This window comes from Rathayibacter sp. AY2B9 (assembly GCF_002931595.1).
Classification (GTDB): domain Bacteria; phylum Actinomycetota; class Actinomycetes; order Actinomycetales; family Microbacteriaceae; genus Rathayibacter.
Window position 1 is genome coordinate 284,935 of record NZ_PSUB01000001.1, and the last position, 20,827, is coordinate 305,761.

The following is a 20,827-nucleotide window of genomic DNA, read 5'->3' on the forward strand; positions in this document are numbered from 1 at the left end:
AACCCACGACCCTGTGAGCGGTGAAACGAACTGGACTAGCCTGTCACGGGGATGAGCCCGAATCAAGAGTCCTGGATGGGATGTGCCTGTGACCGCTGACGCGAACGGGTCCCGCGGACCCCGCCCGACCGCCTCCCGGCCGCTCGGTCTGGTGGTGCTGATCGCGGTCCTGGCCCTCGAGACGCTCGCCGTCGCCGGGGTCGCGGCGTGGCTCGTGCTCGAGCTGCTGACGACCCGGGCCGACACGGTCGGCGGAGGGATCGCCATCGTCGTCCTCGCGCTGATCGCCGTGTGCTGGGCCGCCGCGACGACGCTCGGCGCCGTGCGACGGCGAGGCTGGATGCGCGCGTCGGCGCTGACGATCCAGCTGGTGATGATGGCCGTGGCGCTCGGCGCCTTCCAGGGCCAGTACGCCGTGCCCGACATCGGCTGGGCGCTGCTGGCGCCGGCCGCGGTGGCCGTCGTCGCGCTGTTCCTCCCGAGCGTGGTCGCCGCCACTCGTCGCGATCCGGCCGTGTAGCCGGACGGCTGGCGCGCCGCCGCTCGCGGGTGCGACGCTGGAGGGACCCCCTCCTCGACACGGAAGCGACGCGCATGGACTCCACCCGACTCGGCTCCAGCGGCCTGCAGATCTCCTCGATCGTCCTCGGCTGCATGAGCTTCGGCGCTCCCGACCGCGGTGCCCACGGCTGGAGCATGGGCGAGGAGGAGTCGCGGACCTTCCTCCGGCGGGCGCTGGACCTCGGCATCACCACGTTCGACACGGCGGACGTCTACTCCGACGGCACGAGCGAGGAGTTCGTCGGCCGGGCGCTCGCGGACTTCGCGGTCCGCGAGGAGGTCGTGATCGCCACGAAGGTCCACGGGCGGATGCGCCCCGGCCCCAACGGCGGCGGCCTCTCGCGGCGGCACATCCTCAGCGCGATCGACGACAGCCTCCGACGTCTCGGCACGGACTACGTCGACCTCTACCAGATCCACCGCTGGGACCCCGAGACGCCGATCGAGGAGACGATGGAGACGCTCCACGACATCGTCCGCTCGGGCAGGGCGCGCTACATCGGCGCATCGAGCATGTGGGCGTGGCAGTTCGCGAAGGCGCAGTACACCGCGGATCTGGGCGGCTGGACGCGGTTCGTCTCGATGCAGGACCAGTACAACCTGATCCAGCGCGAGGACGAGCGCGAGCTGCACCCCTTCTGCGTCGACCAGGGAGTCGGCGTGATCCCGTGGTCGCCGCTCGCCCGGGGCCGGCTCACCCGCGACTGGGACGAGACCACGGCGCGCACCGAGACCGACGTCTTCGGCGGCACCCTCTACCGCCAGCAGGAGGAGGCCGACCGGCGGACCGTCGCGACCGTCGCATGCATCGCCGAGCAGCGCGGCGTGCCCCGTGCGCAGGTGGCGCTCGCCTGGGTCCGGCAGCAGGAGGCGGTCACCGCTCCGATCGTCGGAGCCACGAAGCTCCACCACCTCGACGACGCGGTCGCGTCGCTGGACGTGGAGCTGACCGCCGACGAGCTGGAGGCGCTGGGCGCCGACTACGCACCGCGCGCCAACGAGGGGTTCTGATCCGGCCGATGCGCCACCGCTGATCCGCCCGAGCGGTCTCCGCTATGTTTCCTCTCGAAGATGACGGAAGCTCGGATCGGGAGACGGCATGGCGAGGAGTGCCGGGGATCCGTTGGGGGCGCGCTACCGCCTGCTCGAGCGGATCGGCTCGGGTGCCGCGGGCGAGGTGTGGCGCGTCGCCGACGCGCAGGGGCCGGACCGCGCGGCGAAGCTCCTCCGCCGTGAGCACGTGCACGACGCGGGCCTGGTCGAGCGGTTCGTCCGTGAGAGGTCGGTGCTCACCCGTCTGCGACACCCGCACGTCGTGGAGGTGCTCGACCTCGTCGTGGAGGGGGAGACGCTCGGGATCGTGATGGAGTTCGTCGGCGGCGGATCGCTGCGGGAGCTGCTGCGGGACGAGGGCACCCTCCCGGCGGTCGATGCGCTGCCCGTGGCGGCCTCGATCCTCGACGCTCTCGCCGCCGCGCACGCGATCGGCACGGTCCACCGGGACGTGAAGCCCGACAACGTCCTGCTCGCGGAGGGTGCGGACGATGCGGGCTCCGCCGTCCGCGTCTCCGACTTCGGCATCGCTCACGTGGTCGCCGAGGGGCCGCGCGCGACGACGGGCGTCATCGGGACGCCGGAGTACCTCTCGCCCGAGATGCTCGCCACCGGAGCGGCCGGCCCGCCGAGCGACGTCTACTCGACGGGGATCCTGCTCTACGAGCTGCTGTGCGGCCGGACCCCGTTCGCGGGCCCCGGCGCCGACGTCGCGGTCGCCTACCGGCACGTCGCGATGCTCCCGCCGCCGCTGGAGCTGCCGCCGCGGCTCGCGTCGCTCCTGGACCGGATGCTCGCGAAGGATCCGGCGTCGCGGCCGACGGCTGCGGAGGCGGCGGGGATCCTGCGACGCCTCTCCCCGGCACTGGCCGGGCTGCCGGCGCTGCCGCTCGCGGCGGGCGTGGCGGAGTTCGAGGAGGCCGAGCGCCCGGGCACGGTCCTCCGCGGGATGGCGGTGGAGATGTCGTCTCAGCCGGTGGAGGAGGGGCCCGCTCCCGAGCTCGGCCCGTCGTCGCAGGCGACCGTGCTCCGCCCGGTGCCGCGCCGCGAGCTGCGCCTGGCGGAACGGCCGTTCGAGGCTCCAGCTCGGCGGGGGCGCGGCGGACGTCTGCGGATGATCCTCGCCGCCCTCGGCGCCGGCGTCCTGCTCATCGGGGCGGTGCTCCTCGCCGTCCAGCCGCGTGGCGGCGGAGCACGGGCCTCGGCGCCGGATGCCGACCTGTCGGCCCGGCAGCAGGACCGGCCGCTGCCGACGGGCCTCGGAGTGACGCGATCGGCCACCTGGGACGCGGAGCGACGGGCCGTGGTCGTCGAGATCTCCTACTCCGCCCAGAGAGCGCCCCTCTCGGGGTCCTTCCTCGAGGTGCTGCCGGGCCCGGACGCCGCGGCGGCGTGCCCCGCGGCCAGCTGGTCCGGAGTGACGGCGGTGCGCAACCGGCCGAGCGTCACCGGAGTCGGGGTCGGCTGCGGTTGGAGCCTGACGGACCTGCACGTCCCGGCGCAGGGGATCGTCGACGTCACGGCGACCGTGCCGATCGCGGTGGCCGAGCAGAGCGCCCTGGACGGGTGGCTGGCGGCGGCAGCGTCTGCGACGGCACAGGCCGTGGCCGACCCTGCGGTCACCGGGACGGCGTATCCCGTGCAGCGGCTGCGGGATGTGCGCATCGAGACTCCCGCGCGGACGGTCGGCCGGACCCCGCTGCCGGTGACGCTGGTGCCGGTCTGGCCGAGCGGGGCCGACCCCGTGAACCCCCTGCTCGCGACGCCGTCGTCCGCGCCGGCGAGCAGCATGCTCGACGCGATCGCGGGCGGAGTGGAGGGCGTGCGGTTCAGCGACGGCTGCGGCGGCGCGGTCGCCGTGTCGTCCGACGGGCTGACGGTGACCGCCCTCACGGTGACTCCGTCCTGCGAGCTGCGCGCCCGAGTGGGCGCGTTCTCGGACCTCTCGAGCAGTCCCTTCGCGATCACCACTCGCGAGTGAGTCGACCTCCCGCGCCAGTGTCGAGCCGTCGACGCCACGCGAGCCGTCTGTGCTGTCTTGCCTTCTACCATGACGAGACATCCTCATGAAACGTTGGTGGAGTGGGGAGCGGTCGGGACGGTCCCGTCCGCAGGGGTAGAAAGGTGTGATCCATGTCACGTGTTCTCTCGACCGACGAGGCGAAGTCCGCGCTCCAGCAGATCCAGTCGATCGTCAACGGCGGCCTCGCCGATCAGATCAGCCGGCTCGACGCACAGGGGCGGACACTGTCCGATCCGAACGTCTGGGACGGTCCGCTGGCCTCGCAGTTCCGCTCGTCGACCTGGCCGGAGACGAAGTCGGCCCTCGAGAAGGCCAAGCAGGAGCTCGAGGAGCTGCGCAGCCAGCTGGCGACGATCTCGCAGAACATCTTCGCCGCCGGCGGAGGGAGCTGACCGGCCGTCCCGCCCCTGCGTGCTCCAGCGAGCGGGGGCGGGACGTGCTCGTCGTCGCCGCGCTCCTTCCTCCGCGCACCTCCATCGGTGCGTCTCGGAGTGATCGGAGCGCTCTCGAGGAGGACGCGCCGATCGACTCGGTGGCGGAGGCGCGATCACCCGCCCGAGGGCGCTGATCAGCCGCCGTCCGCCGGCGTCGGCGAGACCGACTGCACGAAGTGGATCTCGCCGTCGAGGCGGACGAAGCCCCGGCCCACCGTGGGCGGGACGGGGAAGCGCCGCGGGATCTGCGCGCCGAGGAGAGTGCCGTCGTTGTCGATGTCGGGCTGGAGCAGCAGCACGGAGCGGGAGGCCGCCGCCTTCTTCGTCCAGTTCCCGAAATGGCTGCGGAGCTCGCTCGACCGGCCGGCCAGCACGACGCAGAGTCCCGGGCGACCCGACGAGACCAGCCTCATCAGCGCCTGGTCGGTGTCGTCCCAGCGTTCGGCGTCGTCGAGGAGGAGCAGCACGGGGCCCTCCTCCGTCGACAGCGACGCGAGGAGGGTGCAGAGCTCCTCCGCGCCCACGGCGAGTCGGTCGAGGTCGGCGCCCCTCAGCGGGGAGCGTCGATCGCACACTCCCCAGACGGCGACCGAGCCGGCGGCCCGCGCCGCCTCGGCCAGGGCGAGCAGCACGGTCGACTTGCCCGATCGGGCGGGTCCGGCGATGACGACGTGCTCGCCCTCGAAGACCTGGAACGCCAGCGGGGCGAGGTCCGACTCGCCGAGGCCGATCGGGAGCAGCCACGGCTCGCGATCGAAGCGGGCCTCGATCCCGAGCGCGCTCACGGCGACCCTGTCAGGAAGCGTGCCGACCGTGCTCGTCCTGCCGCGCGCATCCGGCCAGGCGGCCGCGAGCTCGGCGATCGCGTCGTCGAGACCGGCCCTCGGAGTCGCGACCTGCGTCTGCAGGAGCGACGAGGTGAGAACGCAGCGCCCCGGCACCGCTGCCGGCGCCTGCACCGGCTTCACCCCGGCGGCGGCGTAGTCCTGCGGGTCGGCGAGGCGGAACAGCCACTTCTGCGTCGTGACCTCCTCCATCACCGAGGGGATCGCCCTCGCCCGGGTGCTCGTCACCGCGAAGTGCAGGCCGAGCTCCGGTCCGTCGGCGTAGGCGCGGGTGAACGCCTCCATCAGAGCCAGGCCCTCCCAGTCCTGGAACTCGTCCTTCAGAGTGGCGAGACCGTCGACGAGCACCAGCGCACGACGGTGGCCCCCGGGCGATGCTCGGCGCCGGCGCACCTCGTCGCGCAGGTGACGGAGGAACCGGGTCTGCTTCTCGTGGGATCCGCCACCTGCGCCGACGTAGGAGACGGTGTGCGGGAGTCGCGCAAGCGGGGCGGAGTCGCGGGAACCGGCAGCGAGGACGTAGAGGTCGAGCTCGTCCGGGGGGAAGTGGCGGGCGGCCGTCAGCGCGATCGACGCGAGCGCCGTGCTGGTGCCGCTGCCGGGGATGCCGATGAGGAGCAGGTTCCCCTCGCCCAGATTCCAGCCGGTCGGCGTCCGGCGCTGCCGGTCGGGGTCGTCCGAGAGTGCGACGTGCAGGACGTCGCCGACGACGCGACCGAGGTCGGACTCCTCCGCGCCGAACCCGCTGAGGGCCACGATGTCCTCGAGCGGCTCCGGCCAGATCGGGCGGGGAGGGCCGAAGCCTGAAGCGGCGTCCGCCTCGACCACCGCGTCGATCAGGAGGTCGAGATCGGTCGGGGCCGTCTCGTCGGCGGCGACCGGGGAGGGGCCCTCGACGGGGACGCCCGTGGGTCCGACCGGGCGGACCTCGATCGCCTCGACGGCCGCCGCCTCCGCGCGACCGGTGACCAGCGCCGTCTGGACGGGCGAGATGTCGTTCTGGCCACGCTTCACGTACGCCCGGCCGGTCTGAGAGCGGGAGATCCCGGCCGCGCTCGCGACTCCGATCACGTCGGCGGAGTCGTCCCGGCTCTGCACCCGGAGGGCGACGCGGAGGTTGGTGTTGGCGAGGATGTCGTCGTTCACCACTCCGGCCGGACGCTGGGTGGCGAGGATCATGTGCACGCCGAGCGTCCGGCCGACCGCGGCGATGCTCACGAGGGACGTCAGGACGTCGGGATGCTCCTTCGCGAGAACGGCGAACTCGTCGACGACGAGCAGGAGCCGCGGCATCGGCTCCGGCGGCGAGGTGGCCCAGTACGCGTCGAGGTCGTCGACACCCTCGCCGGCGGCGGCGAAGAGCCGCTGACGACGCCGCATCTCGGCCTCGAGCGAGCGCAGCGCGCGGTCGGCGAGCTGGGCATCGAGATTGCTGATGGTGCCGATCGTGTGCGGGAGCCGCTCGCAGGACGCGAACGCTGCACCCCCCTTGAAGTCGATGAGCACGAAGGTGAGGCGCGTCGGATCGTTCCAGGCCGCGAGGCCGGCCACGAAGGAGCGCAGGAACTCGCTCTTGCCCGAGCCCGTGGTGCCGCCGACGAGGCCGTGCGGGCCGTCGGCGACGAGATCGAGCACGAGCGGACCGTGCTCGGATGAGCCGACGGGCGCGCGCACGCCCCGGGCGCTCGACCACCACCCCCGGACGTCCGCGGCGGTCGGACGATCGGCGCCCAGCAGGGGCGGCAGCCGCACGAGCGCGGGGAGAGCCGCCCCCGCGGTGACGAGCTCCGGGTCCTCGAAGCGCGCAAGGTCGCGCGCACAGCGCTCGGCCGTGGAGGAGGCGAGACCGGCGAGCACCACGTCCTCGACGGTGATCCGCTCGTCGGGCCGGGAGAGGACCGCTGAGGCGTCCGCTCCGACCCGGACGACGACCGTGCAGGAGGCTGGGAGCTGCTCCTCCGACGCCGCGAGCACGAGGCCGGAGATCCGGATCGCCGTCTCGCGCTCGCCGCGGCCGAGTCCGAGGAGCTCGCGCGCCGGAGCGGCGCGTCCCTCGGTCAGCACGTCGGAGTCGAGCACCAGGAGCACGCGCGGCGAGTCCTCCTCGCGGAGGGCGCGGAGGAGCTCGGAGCTGCGGTCGCGCCGGTCGGAGAGTCGGCGTCCGCCCCCGGGCAGACGCGTGTGGGGGAGCCAGGAGGCCCAGCTCCAGTCGGAGTCGAGTCGCCGGTCGCAGAACACCCCGATCGCCAGGTCGGCCGGACCGCAGTGGACCGCCGCCTGGCAGAGCAGGCTCCTCGCCAGAGCGAGGCCGCCCTCGCGGTCGCCGACGATCCCGACGACGCCCGAGTCCGCGAGATCGATGGACACGGGCGCGCTCGGGACGACGCTCACCGCGAGGATCGCGCGCACCTCCTCCTCGAGCCGCGGCACTCCGCGCTGATCGAGCGGGGGAGACCACGGGACGTCGCCGACGCCGATGTGCAGGCGGAGCACATCGGCGGAGGTCGCGCGCCGCTGCCACAGCGACGTGGCGGGCAGCGCCGCCCGGCGGATCGTCGTCGCCGGGTCGGGCGCGTCCTCCTCGAGGCGGGCCCGTTCGACACGCGCGGAACGGGCGATGTCGTCGCGGAGCGTCTGCAGCGCCTCGCCGTAGCGCTGCTCCTCGGACCGGGTCGCTCGGGCGTGCCGGTGCCGCTGCTCGAACCACAGGCCCACCCCGGCCACGGGGCTGAGCGCGGCGAAGAGGGCGTAGCGCGCATCGCCCATGATGAGGACCATCGCGAAGGCGAGGACGAGCGGCGCGGCGACGGTGATCACGCTGAAGGTCGTGGCGGAGGCGATCTCGAGGCGGGCCGGCGGGACGACCGCCTCGCCGGCCGCCGGACGTCCCGGTCGCGGCGGCCGGTTGAAGGGCACGGTCGCCGTCGCGGTGACGTTGTCCGTGCTCCCCGGCTCGGGCGCGAGGAGCTCGGGAGGCGCGGGGCGCAGTCGGAGAGCCGCCCCACCGGCGATCACGACCACGGCGTCGGAGACGAGGACCCCGTCCCCGGTCGCGGAGACGCCGTCGACCAGAGTGCCGTTGGTGCTGTCGGCGTCGCGCACCCGCAGGCCGTCGCCCTCGCGGGTCACCGAGAAGTGCTCCCAGGAGGCGCTCGCCGTGTCGAGGACGACGTCGGCGTGCGGGGAGCGGCCCACGATCAGCGCACGGCCCCGCGGGATCTCGACCACGGCTCCCGCGCCGAGACCGCCCGACAGCACGGCCGTCCACCCGCGGGCCGCGGCAGGTCGGGGCAGGGGGGAGCGGGCGATCCGCGTTCCCTCGAGCAGCAGCAGATCGGCCAGCCGGGTCTCCACAGGATGCAGGGCGGTGTCGACGGCGAGGGCCGTCCCGGGCGGGAGGCGGTGCCCGGTGGCGGTGGCGATCAGCTCGCCGAGTGTCGCGGAGTCGCGGTGGCGGCCGAGGTCGATGTCGGAGCGGGTGCCGTCGAGATCGAGGAGGAGTCGCACCGGGGGCTCACGGTCGGGGCTGTCCGGCGAACCAGAGCAGCGGCGGGTCGGCGGGCCGCAGGCCGAGGCGCTGCGGCGAGGTGTGGAGGGGGAGTGCCGGGGCGTCCAGAGCGTGCGCGGCGCCGAAGTCGAGCGGCGGACCGGCGAGCCCGTCCGTCGGTCCGATCGTGGATCCCCGGAGTGCGGCGGCGACCGCCGAGGGTTCCCTGCTGCCTGCGACGGCCGCGGCTCGCACGAGCGCCACGACGGCGTCGTGGCTGGGGGCGTCCGCGACCGCGGCGAGATCGCGGAACGAACGGTCGCCGAGGAGGGTCGCCCGCGCGGCATCGTCGGCGGTCATCCGCACGGCCCCCAGGAACGCGGAGGCCGCGCGTCCGCGCTCGTCGCCGCGGAGGGCGACCGCGTCGCCGGAATCCGTGCCGATCGTCGTCAGATCTCCCGAGAGGGTGCCTCCGGCCGCGGCCAGGGCGGGAGCGAAGGCGGGGCTCAGCGCGTCGGGCGTGAGCAGGATCGGGACGGACGCCCCCGCCGCCTGCAGAGCGGCGACCGCCGTCGCCTGCGCCGCGGCGGGGCCGGACACGACGACGCGCTCGACCGCCAGCTCGCCCTCGAGGTGCGGGCGGGCGGCGGTGATGATCACGTCCGCGGTGGCGCCGGGATCGGCGGTCACCGTCGCGGCGGGCGAGAGACCGGTCGGGGTGCCTCCACCGGTGTCGACGAGGAGTACCCGGGCGCCGCCGCCGGCCTCCTCCACGAGTGCCGCGTCGGTCGAGGCGGTGTCGGGTCCGAGGGACCAGACGCCGTCGCCGGGCAGGGCGGGGTCGCCTCCGTACGGGAGGACGGCCGCTGTCCCCGCTGCCCGAGCGGCGTCCACGGCCGCAGCGGTGTGCATGCCGTAGGTCGCGAGGACGAGGCCGGACACGCCCTGGCCCGTCAGCTCCTCGACGGCGGCGCGGGCACCCTCGGGCGTCCCGTGGTCGTCGACGGCGACGAGACCGATCTCGCAGTCGCCCATCGCTGACCGGTGCGCTGCGACGACGGCACCGTTCGCCGCGTCCTTCCACTCCGCGCCCTCGCCCGGAGCCGAGCTGAGCGAGACCACCACCCCGAGCGTCAGCTGCTCGGGCACCCGGGCGCACGAGAAGCCGACCGGGAGAGCGGCGACCTCCGTCATCGGGGCGGACTGCGGGGGCAGGAGGGAGACGAGGGCACCGCTGACGCCGAGGAGGGCGACGGCGCCGCCGATCAGCATCGGGCTCCGTCGGGCGGTGCGGGGGTGCTGCGCCGCGCGCCTGCCCAGGCGGGTCATCGCTCGTCCCCGATCCGGAAGGAGTAGACCGTCCGGGTCCGCGTGCCCTCGGGCAGGTCGAGGTGGAACGCGGGAAGCTCATCCCCGGCGCGGAGGGAGGCCCGCTCCTGGGCCTGCGCCAGCAGGATGCCCGAGACGTCCTCGGATCGCACCGCGGCGTAGCCCCGTGCGCTCTGCGAGGCGAGGGCGAGCTGCACGTCGGCGGTGCCGACCTTCGCGGCACTCGTGGTCATCGATCCGAGCAGGCCGGAGCCGCCGACCGTCCGGTCGCCGAGGTCCAGGAGCACCTTGTGCAGATCGGCGGCGAGGAGCGCGGCGGCCGCGTCGGTGTCGCGGGTCGAGGCGTCGATCGTCGTCGCGATGCCGGCCAGGGAGGCGCGCGTCCGCTCGGAGACGGCCCCGCCAATCCGGGCCTCCGCGGTGCGGAGAGCCCGGTGCCCGGCGTCCACCGTCGCTGCACCGTCGGAGCGGATGCCGGAGGAGGCCGTGCGCAGGCTCGAGACCGACCGGTCGAACATCGCGACGACCGCGTCGGCGTCGGCGCCGGAGCGCGTCGAGATCCGCCGCACCTGCTCGTCGAGGAGTGCGGTGACCGCGGAGGCGGCGGCCGTGTCCGTCTCGGCGAACGCCTTCTGGATCGCCGGTGCGAGAGCGTCCTGCTGGGCGCCGAGAGCGTCGATGCGGGTGCCGAGGGCGTCGCGCTGAGCGGTCAGCGCGTCGACGCCGGTGCGGAGGGAGGCGAGCAGGCCGGTGAGGCGTGCGTCGTCCGAGCCGGCCGTCGCGCCGGCCTCGGCCATGCCGCTGCGGACCGTGGCGAGCGCGGCGCGCAGGGCGGCGAGGTCGGCACTCGCGCCGGTGCTGCCGACGGTGGAGGCGACGGCGGTCCACGCGTGGACCTGGTCGCTCAGCCGGTCGGCCAGGGGGGCCGGATAGCCGTCGGGAGCGTCGAGGCGGCCCGCGCCGGAGCAGGGCGTCGCGGTCAGGTAGGCGCGGAGCTCCTCGACGGAGCCCCGGGTCACCTCCACGGGTGCGCGCGTCGGGCGCCCGGTCGGCGTGGGTGCGGCAGCAGGGGACTGTGTCGCCGGCGACAGCTCGCAGAGCCGATCGGCCAGCTCCTGGTTCTGCGCCGACAGCGACCCCGTGCTGGTCGGCGTGCCGAGCTCGTCCAGGGCGGTCGTGGCGGCGGCGCCGACCGAGGCGACCGTCGTCTCCAGGCCCGCGGTGTCCGCGTCGAGCTCGTCCAGCGTCGCCGACAGGGCGGCGAGCGCCCGGGTGACGGATCCCTCCGGGTCGGCCAGGGTGTCCACCGAGGCCGACGCGGCGTCCACCCTGCTCGCGAGGGCGGCGAACCCGGCCTGCACGCCGTCCATCAGCTCCGGCTGCAGGGAGTCGACGAGGTCCTGCCCGCGATCGAGCATCCCGAGCAGCACGGTGTCGACGGCGGCTGCGGAGGCGGCGAGGGAGCATGTCATCGAGGGTGCCGTGCAGGTCTCGGCGGAGGGCTGTGCCGGCCCCGCGGCAGCACGGAGAGCCGCGACGACCTCGTCGCGGCAGGACTCGGCCGCGGTCCCGTACGCGTCGAGCTCGGCCGTGAGCCGTAGCAGCTCCGAGTGGATCGAGCCGGTGCGGCCGCCGTCGACGGCGAGTCCGCATCCGCTGCCCGAGACCGTCGGCGGCGGCACCGCGGCCGATGTGTCGCCCAGCAGGGCGTCCACCGCGTCGATCGCCTCGGACAGCTGCGCCAGCAGGCCGGACTCGGTGCCCGAGACCGTCGACGACAGCTGCGCCCGGAGCGCGCCGAGCTGCCCGGAGAGGCTCTGCATCGAGGCCGCCGTCGAGGCGGCGCCGGCCCGCAGCTCCTCGGCCGTGCGGACACCGAGAGTCTCGGAGGTCGCGTCGAGCGAGGCCCGCACCTCGGCGACGGTGGTGCCGGCCTGCGTCAGCAGGTCGTCCACCGCGGTGACGACCTCGATCGTGCGGCGCTCGAGGGCGAGCGGCGAGGCGTCGGAGGAGTCGAACGCGGCGCCCAGCGCCCCCTCGGTGGTCGGGTCGGTGCTCAGGCCGGGCTGGACCGCCAGGTCGAAGGCGGGGACGGCGAAGTCGGCGACGTCGGCGACGAGGGTCAGCGTCGCCGTCGCGCCACCGCCCGGGAGAGCGAGGAGAGCGGCCCACTGCACGACGGCGTCTCCGTGCTCGTCACGGCTGAGCACGCCGTTGGTGACGGCACCCGACTCGCTCTCGGTGACGACGCGACTCGGCGAGACGCCCGGCAGGACCGCGGAGGCTGCGATCGTCAGCGGAGCGCCGACGAGTGCACTGCGGCGGGCTGCACGACCGGCCGCGTCGAACGCGACCTCCTCGGGCCGGACCGTCAGGTTCTCCACCGCGAGCGAGATCTCGATCCGACCCGAGCGCCCGGCGAGGTCGGCCGGATCGGTGCCCGAGGCGTCGGCGGTGCGCCACGAGGGCCGGACACGGACCGGCAGGTCGGCGGCGACCTCGGGGGGATCGTAGACGGTGGTGGTCGCCGAGGTGTCGGACGGGTCGTCGCCGACGGCGAGGGCCGTCCCCTCGATCGCACGGACACCCCCGTCGGACGAGACGGCGACGGACACCGCCTGCAGCACCCTGGCGGCGGTGAGCGCCGGCTCCGGTGGCGTGCAGCCCGCCAGTACAGCTGCCACGACCGCGATCGCCGCTGCGGCCGTCGTCCTGCGAGCATTCGAGCGCACCCTGACCACCCCTCGTCCCGACGGGGCACCGGACGGTGCCGCTCACGTCGACATGAGAGATGCTCGCAGATGAGCGGAACCCCGAGAGCCGGTGGCGCACGATGACCTGCACCGCGCGCCCCGGGGTCAGACGAGCTTCAGCTTCTTGCGGAGCGCCTGCACGTGCCCGGTCGCCCGGACGCCGTACTGCGCGAACTCGAGCGCTCCCTCGGCTCCGACGACGAACGTCGAGCGCAGCACGCCGACGACGGTCTTGCCGTAGAGGCTCTTCTCGCCCCACACCGCGTACGCGCGGTGCACGGTCATGTCGGGGTCGCTCAGCAGCGGGTACGCGATGCCCTGGGCGTCGGCCCAGCGGCGCAGCGCCTCCGGGGCGTCCCGCGAGATCCCGAGGACCTCGTAGCCGGAGTCGCGGAGGGACGCCGCGTTGTCGCGGAAGTCGCAGGCCTCCGTGGTGCAGCCGGGGGTGTCGGCCTCGGGGTAGAAGAACAGAATGACGCGCCGTCCGCGGTAGTCCGCGAGCGAGACGGGCTCGCCGTCCTGGTTCGGCAGCGTGAACTCCGGAGCGGAGTCGCCGGCGGCGAGGCGCGCCTCGGCGGGGAGGGGGGAGAGGTCGGTCATCGTCTGCTTCCGTCGGTCGTGGCGAAGGTGGTCAGGAGGCGCTGGAGCGAGTCGAGGCGCTCCGGTCCGCTGGCGCCCAGCAGTCCGCCCTCGACCGCCTCGATGATGGCGCAGTCGGGGGAGTCGGGCAGGTGCGTGCAGCCGCGCGGGCAGTCCCGGGCGATCACGGCGAGGGTCGTGAACGCTCCGAGGACGTTGTCGGTGTTCACGTGGCCGAGTCCGAACGAGCGGACGCCGGGGGTGTCGATGACCCAGCCGTGCCGGTCGCCGCGCTCCACGCGGAGCGAGACGGTGGAGGACGAGGTGTGCCGACCGCGGCCCGTCACGGTGTTCACGCGCCCGATGGCCCGGTGCGCGTCCGGGACGAGCTTGTTCACGAGGGTGGACTTGCCGACTCCGGAGTGCCCGACGACCACGGTCTCGTGGCCGAGGAGGGCGTCGGCGATCTCGTCGACCGGCGGCTCGTCCTGGCTCGAGAGGAACACGCGGAGGTCGAGCCCCTCGAAGTTGCGGAGGAACGGGGCCGGGTCCGCGAGGTCGGTCTTGGTGATGCAGAGCATCGGAGTGATCCCGGCGTCGAAGGCGGCGACCAGGTAGCGGTCGACCAGCCGGGTCCGGGGCTCGGGGTCGGCGGCGGCCACCACGCAGAGCATCTGGTCGGCGTTGGCGACGATCACGCGCTCGATCGCGTCGGTGTCGTCGGCGCTGCGGCGGAGGAGGGTCGACCGCTCGCGGATGCGGACGATGCGGGCGAGCGTCCCCTCGTCGCCGCTGGAGTCCCCGACCACGTCGACGCGGTCGCCGGCCACGATCGCCTGGCGCCGCAGCTCGCGGGCCCGGGCCGCCGTGAACTCGTGCTCCTCGGGCGTCCCGTCGCCGATCATCACCGTGTAGCGACCCCGGTCGACGCCGAGCACCATCGCGATCTCGGCGTCCTCGTAGGCGGGCCTGTTCTTGGTCCGGGGCTTCGTGCCCTTCGGGTTCGGGCGAACCCGCGCGTCCGACTCGTCGTACCCGTCGAAGTCGTCGAGAGCACCGTCGGCGTCGAGGCCGCTGTCCGTCCACCACGACACGGGTCAGACCGATCCGGCGAGGGTCGTCCACAGTTCCGGGAACTGGGGGAGGGTCTTCGCTGTCGTCGCGACGTCCTCGATCACCACGCCGGGGACCACCAGGCCGATCAGAGCGCCGGCGTGGGCCATGCGGTGGTCGGAGTAGGTGCGCCAGCGGCCGCCGTGGAGATCGGCGGGCTCGATGCGCAGACCGTCCTCGAGCTCCGTGACCCGGCCGCCGAGGCCGGTGATCTCGGCGGCGAGGGCGGCGAGGCGGTCCGTCTCGTGGTGGCGGATGTGGCCGATCCCGGTCAGGGTGCTGGGAGTGGAGGCCAGCGCGGCGAGGGCGGCGAGGGCGGGGGCGAGCTCGCCTCCCTCCGACAGGTCGAGGTCCACGCCCAGGATCTCGTCGCCGCCGGTGACCACGAGGTCCTCGCCGTCGCGCTCGACGCGGGCGCCGAACAGCGGCAGGATCCGCTCGAGGTGCGCCCCGACCTGCGTGGTGACGGCCGGCCAGTGGCGAAGCCGGACGCGGCCGCCCGTGACGAGGGCCGCAGCGAGGAACGGCGCGGCGTTCGAGAGGTCGGGCTCGATCAGCACGTCGGCGCCGGCGATGGGCTGCGGCGCGACGGTCCACTCGCCGTCGGCGGGCGTGCCGACCTCGACGCCCCGTGCCGCCAGCGCGGCGACGGTCATGTCGATGTGGGGCCGGGAGGGGACGGCGCTGCCCTCGTGGCGCAGGTGCAGTCCCTCCTCGAAGCGGGCGCCGGCCAGCAGGAGCGCCGAGACGAACTGGCTCGACCGCGAGGCGTCGACGACGACGTCGCCGCCCCGGACGGCCCCGGACCCGTGGACGGTGAAGGGGAGCGCGCCGCGGCCGTCGTCGGCGACGTCGACGCCGAGCGCGCGGAGGGAGGCGATCGTCGCCCCCATCGGCCGCTTCGCCGCGTACGCGTCGCCGTCGAAGGTGGTGGGGCCGAGCGCGAGGCCGGCCAGCGGCGGGACGAAGCGCATCACGGTGCCCGCGAGCCCGCAGTCGATCGTCGTCGAGCCGAGCAGCTCCTCCGCGGGCTCCACGAACAGGTCGGCGCCGAAGCCGCCGGTCGAGCCGGACTCCCGGATCGTGGTGCCGAGCGAGCGCAGCGCCTCGATCATCAGGGCGCTGTCGCGGGAGTGCAGCGGCGCCCGCAGCGTGGAGGGCCCGTCGGCCAGAGCAGCGAGCACCAGCTCCCGGTTGGTCAGCGACTTGGAGCCGGGCAGGCCGACCTCGGCGTCGAGAGCGCCGGCCGCGAGGGGTGCGGGCCAGGCGTCGTCGCCGGGGAGCGCACGGGCGTCGCCGTACGCATCGAACTCGGGGGCGGAATAACGCGAGAAGACCATCGGTTGTCAGAATAGTCGGCGCGCAGGGCGTCGTCATGAGCGTGACGGAGGCGGAGCATGACGGCAGCACCCCCGGTCCTCCGGAGCAGCAGGCCCGTCGCCCGGAGGCGCCCTCGCGCCGCAACCCCGGTCGTCCGCCGCGCCGCCGCTCTAGAATCGCTCGTGATGACTCGCGACGACGAACCCCGCACCACCCCCGCCGACGAGGCTCCCGAGCCCGCCGACGCGGAGCAGACGATCGTGGAGACCGTCGAGGAGTCGCTGGACGACGCCCCGGTCGAGGCTCCCGTCGATCTCCGCTCCCTCTTCGAGCAGCAGGCGCTGCCCTTCATCGACCAGCTCTACGCGGCCGGTCTGCGGATGACGAAGAACCCCTCCGACGCGCAGGACCTCGTGCAGGAGACTTTCGCGAAGGCCTTCGGCGCGTTCCGCCAGTTCGAGCAGGGCACCAACCTGAAGGCCTGGCTCTACCGCATCCTCACGAACACGTTCATCAACTCGTACCGCAAGAAGCAGCGCGAGCCCTATCAGAGCGCGATCGACGAGCTCGAGGACTGGCAGCTGGGCGGCGCCGAGTCGACCACGGCCACCTCCAGCCGCTCGGCCGAGGCGGAGGCGATCGACCACCTCCCCGACACCGCGGTGAAGGAGGCGCTCCAGGCGATCCCGGAGGACTTCCGGCTCGCCGTCTACTTCGCCGATGTCGAAGGCTTCTCCTACCAGGAGATCGCGGACATCATGAAGACCCCCGTCGGGACCGTCATGAGCCGGCTGCACCGCGGTCGGCGCATGCTGCGCGAACGACTCACCGACTACGCACGCGAGCGCGGATTCCGCGCCGCATTCACTTCCGGGAGCACGAAATGACCGACAGCGGCTGCACGAAGGCGAAGGCCGAGCTCGAGGAGTACCTCCACAACGAGCTGTGCAAGGAGGACGCCGCCGACATCCGCGAGCACATGGCGGGATGCGTCGACTGCGCCGACGAGGCGAAGGTCGGCGTGGTGCTCACGGTCGCCGTGCAGCGGGCGTGCAAGGAGACGGCGCCGGAGGACCTCCGCGCCCAGGTGCTCGGCATGCTCCGCGACGAGCACGCCGCGCACTCCCAGGCGCCCGCCCGCCTCTAGGCGCAGCACGACCCGGGGAGCCCCGGCCGTTCGAGACCTCCCGCGCACCGCGGGCCCTCGAGGGGCCGGGGCTCCGTCGTGTCCGGCGGCCTCCGGTCGCCGCGGCACCCGCACGTCGCGAGCGCTCCTGCCGGTCTCTGCGGGCCTGCGGTCAGGCACGGTCCGCCCGCAACGTGACGGGCCCGCCGGAACACGAGGTTCCGACGGGCCCGACCGCGTCGTGCGGACCGCGGATCAGCGGGTGAGCGCCCGCGACAGCAGGTCTGCCTGCTCGGAGGCGTGCCGCTTGGCCGAGCCGGCCGCGGGGGAGGCCGCGGACGGCCGCGAGACCACGCGCATGGACCGGCCCAGCTTCGGAGCGACCTCGAGGGCCATGAACGGCCAGGCGCCCTGGTTCTCGGGCTCGTCCTGCACCCAGACGAGCTCCGCGTCCGGGTACCGCTCGGCGATGCCGCGCAGCTCCTCGATCGGCGCCGGGTAGTACTGCTCGACCCGCACCAGCGCGATGCCGTCGTCGGGCTTCTTCTCGAGCTCCGCCTTGAGGTCGTAGTGGACCTTGCCGGCGTGGAGCAGGACGCGCTTCACGGCGGAGGCGTCCTGGATCCGCGCGTCGTCGATCACCGGCTGGAAGCGGCCCGAGGTGAAGTCCTCGACCGGGCTCGAGGCTCCGCGCAGGCGCAGCATCGCCTTCGGGGTGAAGACGATCAGCGGTCGGCGGGGCCGGGAGTAGGCCTGGCGGCGTAGCAGGTGGAAGTAGGACGCCGGCGTCGACGGGCGCGCGACGGTCATGTTCCGCTCCGCGCACATCTGCAGGTAGCGCTCGATCCGGGCCGACGAGTGGTCGGGGCCCTGGCCCTCGTAGCCGTGCGGGAGCAGGAGAACGAGCGACGAGCGCTGCCCCCACTTCTGCTCGGCGGAGGAGATGAACTCGTCGATCACGATCTGGGCGCCGTTCGCGAAGTCGCCGAACTGCGCCTCCCACAGCACGAGCGAGTCGGGCCGCTCCACCGAGTAGCCGTATTCGAACGCCATCGCCGCGTACTCCGAGAGCAGCGAGTCGTAGATCCAGAGCCGGGCCTGCTGCTCGGACAGGTTCATCAGCGGCAGCCACTCCTGGCCGTTCTCGCGGTCGTGGAGGACCGCGTGGCGCTGGACGAAGGTCCCGCGGCGCGTGTCCTGGCCGACGAGGCGCACCGGGGTGTCCTCGAGCAGCAGGGAGCCGAGCGCGAGCAGTTCGCCGAAGGCCCAGTCGATGGAGCCGGAGCGGCTCATCTCCTGGCGCTTCGCCAGCAGCTGCTGGAGCTTGGGGTGCACGGTGAAGCCCTCGGGCGGCGTCGTGAACGCATCGCCGATGCGGGTGACGACCTCGGTCTTCACGCCGGTCACCTCGGGCTCGCCCGGGTAGTCCTCGCCCTGCTGCGCGTCGGGCAGCTCGAGGTCGGCCACGGAGTCGCCATCGGCGGTGATCACGGGGATCGCGCCGGTCTGCGCGGCGTGGGTCTCGGCGAACGCGCGCTCCAGGCGGTCCTGGAAGTCCTGGTGGGCGCGGTCGTACTCCTCCTCGGTGATGTCGCCGCGGCCGACGAGCGCCTCGGTGTACAGCTTGCGGACCGAGCGCTTGGCCTCGATCAGGCTGTACATCAGCGGCTGGGTCATCGAGGGGTCGTCGCCCTCGTTGTGCCCGCGCCGGCGGTAGCAGATCAGGTCGATGACCACGTCGCGGTGGAACCGCTGGCGGTACTCGAACGCGAGCTGCCCGACGTGGACGACCGCCTCGGGGTCGTCGCCGTTCACGTGGAAGATCGGCGCCTGGATCGTCTTCGCGCCGTCGGTCGAGTAGATCGAGGTGCGGGCCTCGTGAGGGGGAGTCGTGAACCCGACCTGGTTGTTGATGTTGATGTGGATCGTGCCGCCGGTGCGGTACGCGCGCAGCTGCGACATCTGCAGGGTCTCGACCACCACGCCCTGGCCCGCCATCGCGGCGTCGCCGTGGACGAGGATCGGCAGCGTGGTGAAGGTGCCGATGGGCTTGCGGTCCTGCTTGGCGCGGACGATGCCCTCGAGCACGCCGTTCACGGCCTCGAGGTGCGAGGGATTCGCCGCCAGGTAGACCGGGATCTCCTCGCCCGCAGCACCGCGGAAGGTGCCCTCGGTGCCGAGGTGGTACTTCACGTCTCCGGAGCCCTGGACCGTGCGCGGGTCCTGGGTGCCCTCGAACTCGCGGAAGATCTGACCGTAGGTCTTGCCGGCGATGTTGGTCAGCACGTTCAGGCGGCCGCGGTGGGCCATGCCGATCGCCACCTCGTCGAGGTGCTCGTCGGCCGCGCCCTGCAGGACGGCGTCGAGCAACGCGATGAGCGACTCCCCGCCCTCGAGCGAGAAGCGCTTCTGGCCCACGTACTTGGTCTGCAGGAAGGTCTCGAAGGCCTCGGCCTCGTTGAGCTTGCCCAGGATGCGCAGCTGCTCGTCGTGGCCCGGCTTCTCGTAGCCGCGCTCGAGCTTCTGCTGCATCCAGGCGCGCTGCTCCGGGTCCTGGATGTGCATGTACTCGACGCCGACGGTGCGGCAGTACGAGTCGCGGAGGATCCCGAGGATGTCGCGCAGCTTGAGCTGGCGCTTGCCGCCGAAGCCGTCCGTGACGAACTCGCGGTCGAGGTCCCAGAAGGTGAGGCCGTGGCTCTCGATGGCGAGGTCGGGGTGCGAGCGCTGCACGTACTCCAGCGGGTCGACGTCGGCCATCAGGTGCCCGCGGACGCGGAACGAGTTGATGAGCTCCTGCACGCGGGCGGTCTTGGAGACGCGCTCGGCGAGGTCGACGGCGATGTCCGTGGACCAGTGGATCGGGTCGTAGGGGATGCGCAGCGCGGCGAAGATGTCCTCGTAGAACCCGCGGCCGCCGAGCAGGAGCTCGTGCACGATCTTGAGGAACTCGCCCGAGCCGGCACCCTGGATGACGCGGTGGTCGTAGGTCGAGGTCAGGGTGATGGTCTTGCCGATGCCCAGCTCGACCAGCGTCTTCTCGGACGCGCCCTGGAACTGCGCGGGGTACTCGAGGGCGCCGGCTCCGATGATGCACCCCTGGCCCTTCATCAGGCGGGGGACGGAGTGGACCGTGCCGATGCCGCCGGGGTTCGTCAGCGAGAGCGTGGTGCCCGCGAAGTCGCCGGCGACGAGCTTGTTGCCGCGCGCGCGCTTGACCAGGTCCTCGTAGGCCGAGAGGTAGGCGGTGAAGCTCAGCGTGTCGGCGCGCTTGATGCTCGGCACGAGCAGGGCGCGCGTGCCGTCGGGCTTCGGCATGTCGATCGCGATGCCGAGGTTGACGTGCGCCGGGGCGACGACCGCGGGCTTGCCGTCGACCTCGTCGTAGAACACGTTCTGGCTCGGGAAGTCCTTGAGCGCGCGGATGAGCGCCCAGCCGATCAGGTGCGTGAACGAGACCTTGCCGCCGCGGGTGCGGCGCAGGTGGTTGTTGATGACGATGCGGTTGTCGATCATCAGCTTCGCCGGGATCGTGCGGACGCTCGTCGCGGTGGGGATGCTGAGGCTGGCGTCCATGTTGGTCGCGAGGCTCTTCGCCATGCCGCGGAGCGGGGTGACGACGTCCTCGTCCGGCGTCGAGTCCTCGGCGGAGGGCTTGCTCACCGGAGCGTCGGCCGGGATCGGCTGCGCTTTCGGCTGCTTCGACGTGGTGCGGGAGGCGGGGGTCGACTCGGAGGAGGAGGCCGCGGCGGGATGGGTCACGGCGCCTCCGCCGCTCGACGAGACGCGCTCGGCGGCAGCGGCGGGCTTCGAGGCGGCGGGCGCGGGGGCCGCGGCGGGAGCCGGAGCCGGAGCGTCCTTGCCGGAGTTCGCGAGCTGGGCGCCGTAGCGCTCCAGGATGGGCCACCAGGACTCGTCCACCGAGGCGCGGTCGGCGCTGTACTGCTCGTACAGCTCCTCCACGAGCCACTCGTTGGCTCCGAAGTCCTCCGCGCCCTGCTCTGTTCCTGCTCCGGTCAACTGGCTCGACACAGCCGATCGCCCACTCTCTCCGTTGATTCGTCCTCGATCATCCGGACGGGCCCGTCGCATCCCTCGGCGCCTGCCACCGCGGCGGAGGAGGTCGTCCTCGCACCAGCGGGAACCGGTGCCGTCGCCTGGTCCCGTCCCGGTCGCCAAGCCTAGCCCCGTTCCCTGCACGGCC

General features: G+C 73.4%; 13 protein-coding genes. 6 read left to right on the forward strand and 7 right to left on the reverse strand.

Translation table 11 applies throughout. The features are described 5' to 3' along the window. Positions 1 to 88: 88 nt before the first annotated feature. The 4 genes from C5C25_RS01430 (at position 89) to C5C25_RS01445 (ending at position 4,029) form a co-directional block, all read left to right on the forward strand. Complete coding sequence (locus tag C5C25_RS01430; protein ID WP_104246659.1) at positions 89 to 520, forward strand: hypothetical protein; 432 nt, start codon at positions 89 to 91, stop codon at positions 518 to 520. 74 nt (positions 521 to 594) lie between these two features. Next, a complete protein-coding gene (locus C5C25_RS01435; protein ID WP_104249505.1) occupies positions 595 to 1,572 on the forward strand; it encodes an aldo/keto reductase in 978 nt (325 codons plus the stop codon). Between the two features lie 88 nt (positions 1,573 to 1,660). Further along, positions 1,661 to 3,595, forward strand: coding sequence for a serine/threonine-protein kinase (locus C5C25_RS01440; protein WP_104249506.1), 1,935 nt, complete (start codon positions 1,661 to 1,663; stop codon positions 3,593 to 3,595). Positions 3,596 to 3,747: 152 nt separating this feature from the next. After that, positions 3,748 to 4,029 (forward strand): pyrophosphorylase, encoded by a 282-nt coding sequence (locus C5C25_RS01445; protein ID WP_104249507.1) that lies wholly within the window; start codon positions 3,748 to 3,750, stop codon positions 4,027 to 4,029. Between the two features lie 176 nt (positions 4,030 to 4,205). On the opposite strand, the gene C5C25_RS01450 is transcribed toward C5C25_RS01445, so the two are convergent. From C5C25_RS01450 to aroA, 6 genes are all read right to left on the reverse strand, one after another. Then, the gene (locus tag C5C25_RS01450; protein WP_104249508.1) at positions 4,206 to 8,423 is read right to left on the reverse strand and encodes an FtsK/SpoIIIE domain-containing protein; all 4,218 of its coding nucleotides are present in this window, start codon (positions 8,421 to 8,423) and stop codon (positions 4,206 to 4,208) included. 7 nt (positions 8,424 to 8,430) lie between these two features. Then, positions 8,431 to 9,732, reverse strand: a complete 1,302-nt coding sequence (locus tag C5C25_RS01455; RefSeq protein WP_146079408.1) for a hypothetical protein — start codon at positions 9,730 to 9,732, stop codon at positions 8,431 to 8,433. After that, positions 9,729 to 12,416 carry a hypothetical protein gene (locus C5C25_RS01460; protein WP_146079409.1) on the reverse strand — a complete coding sequence of 896 codons (2,688 nt, stop codon included), beginning with the start codon at positions 12,414 to 12,416 and terminating at the stop codon, positions 9,729 to 9,731. The genes C5C25_RS01455 and C5C25_RS01460 overlap by 4 nt, the downstream gene beginning before the upstream one ends. A 174-nt stretch (positions 12,417 to 12,590) precedes the next feature. Continuing rightward, positions 12,591 to 13,085, reverse strand: coding sequence for a thioredoxin-dependent thiol peroxidase (gene bcp / locus C5C25_RS01465; RefSeq protein ID WP_104232788.1), 495 nt, complete (start codon positions 13,083 to 13,085; stop codon positions 12,591 to 12,593). Continuing rightward, entirely contained in the window at positions 13,082 to 14,158 is a 1,077-nt protein-coding gene (rsgA, locus tag C5C25_RS01470) for a ribosome small subunit-dependent GTPase A (RefSeq protein ID WP_104249511.1), read from the reverse strand. The genes bcp and rsgA overlap by 4 nt, the downstream gene beginning before the upstream one ends. A gap of 3 nt (positions 14,159 to 14,161) precedes the next feature. After that, on the reverse strand, positions 14,162 to 15,517 hold the full coding sequence (gene aroA, locus C5C25_RS01475) for a 3-phosphoshikimate 1-carboxyvinyltransferase (RefSeq protein ID WP_104249512.1): 1,356 nt from the start codon (positions 15,515 to 15,517) through the stop codon (positions 14,162 to 14,164). Positions 15,518 to 15,682: 165 nt separating this feature from the next. Here aroA and C5C25_RS01480 point away from each other — a divergent pair, with 165 nt between their 5' ends. Both C5C25_RS01480 and C5C25_RS01485 read left to right on the forward strand, forming a co-directional pair. Continuing rightward, positions 15,683 to 16,384 (forward strand): sigma-70 family RNA polymerase sigma factor, encoded by a 702-nt coding sequence (locus tag C5C25_RS01480; protein WP_104224117.1) that lies wholly within the window; start codon positions 15,683 to 15,685, stop codon positions 16,382 to 16,384. Beyond that, a complete protein-coding gene (locus C5C25_RS01485) occupies positions 16,381 to 16,644 on the forward strand; it encodes a zf-HC2 domain-containing protein (protein WP_104224116.1) in 264 nt (87 codons plus the stop codon). The genes C5C25_RS01480 and C5C25_RS01485 overlap by 4 nt, the downstream gene beginning before the upstream one ends. Positions 16,645 to 16,878: 234 nt before the next feature. Here the strand turns inward: C5C25_RS01485 and C5C25_RS01490 are convergent, their stop codons facing one another. Continuing rightward, a complete protein-coding gene (locus C5C25_RS01490) occupies positions 16,879 to 20,655 on the reverse strand; it encodes a multifunctional oxoglutarate decarboxylase/oxoglutarate dehydrogenase thiamine pyrophosphate-binding subunit/dihydrolipoyllysine-residue succinyltransferase subunit (protein ID WP_181133606.1) in 3,777 nt (1,258 codons plus the stop codon). Between the last annotated feature and the right edge of the window lie 172 nt (positions 20,656 to 20,827).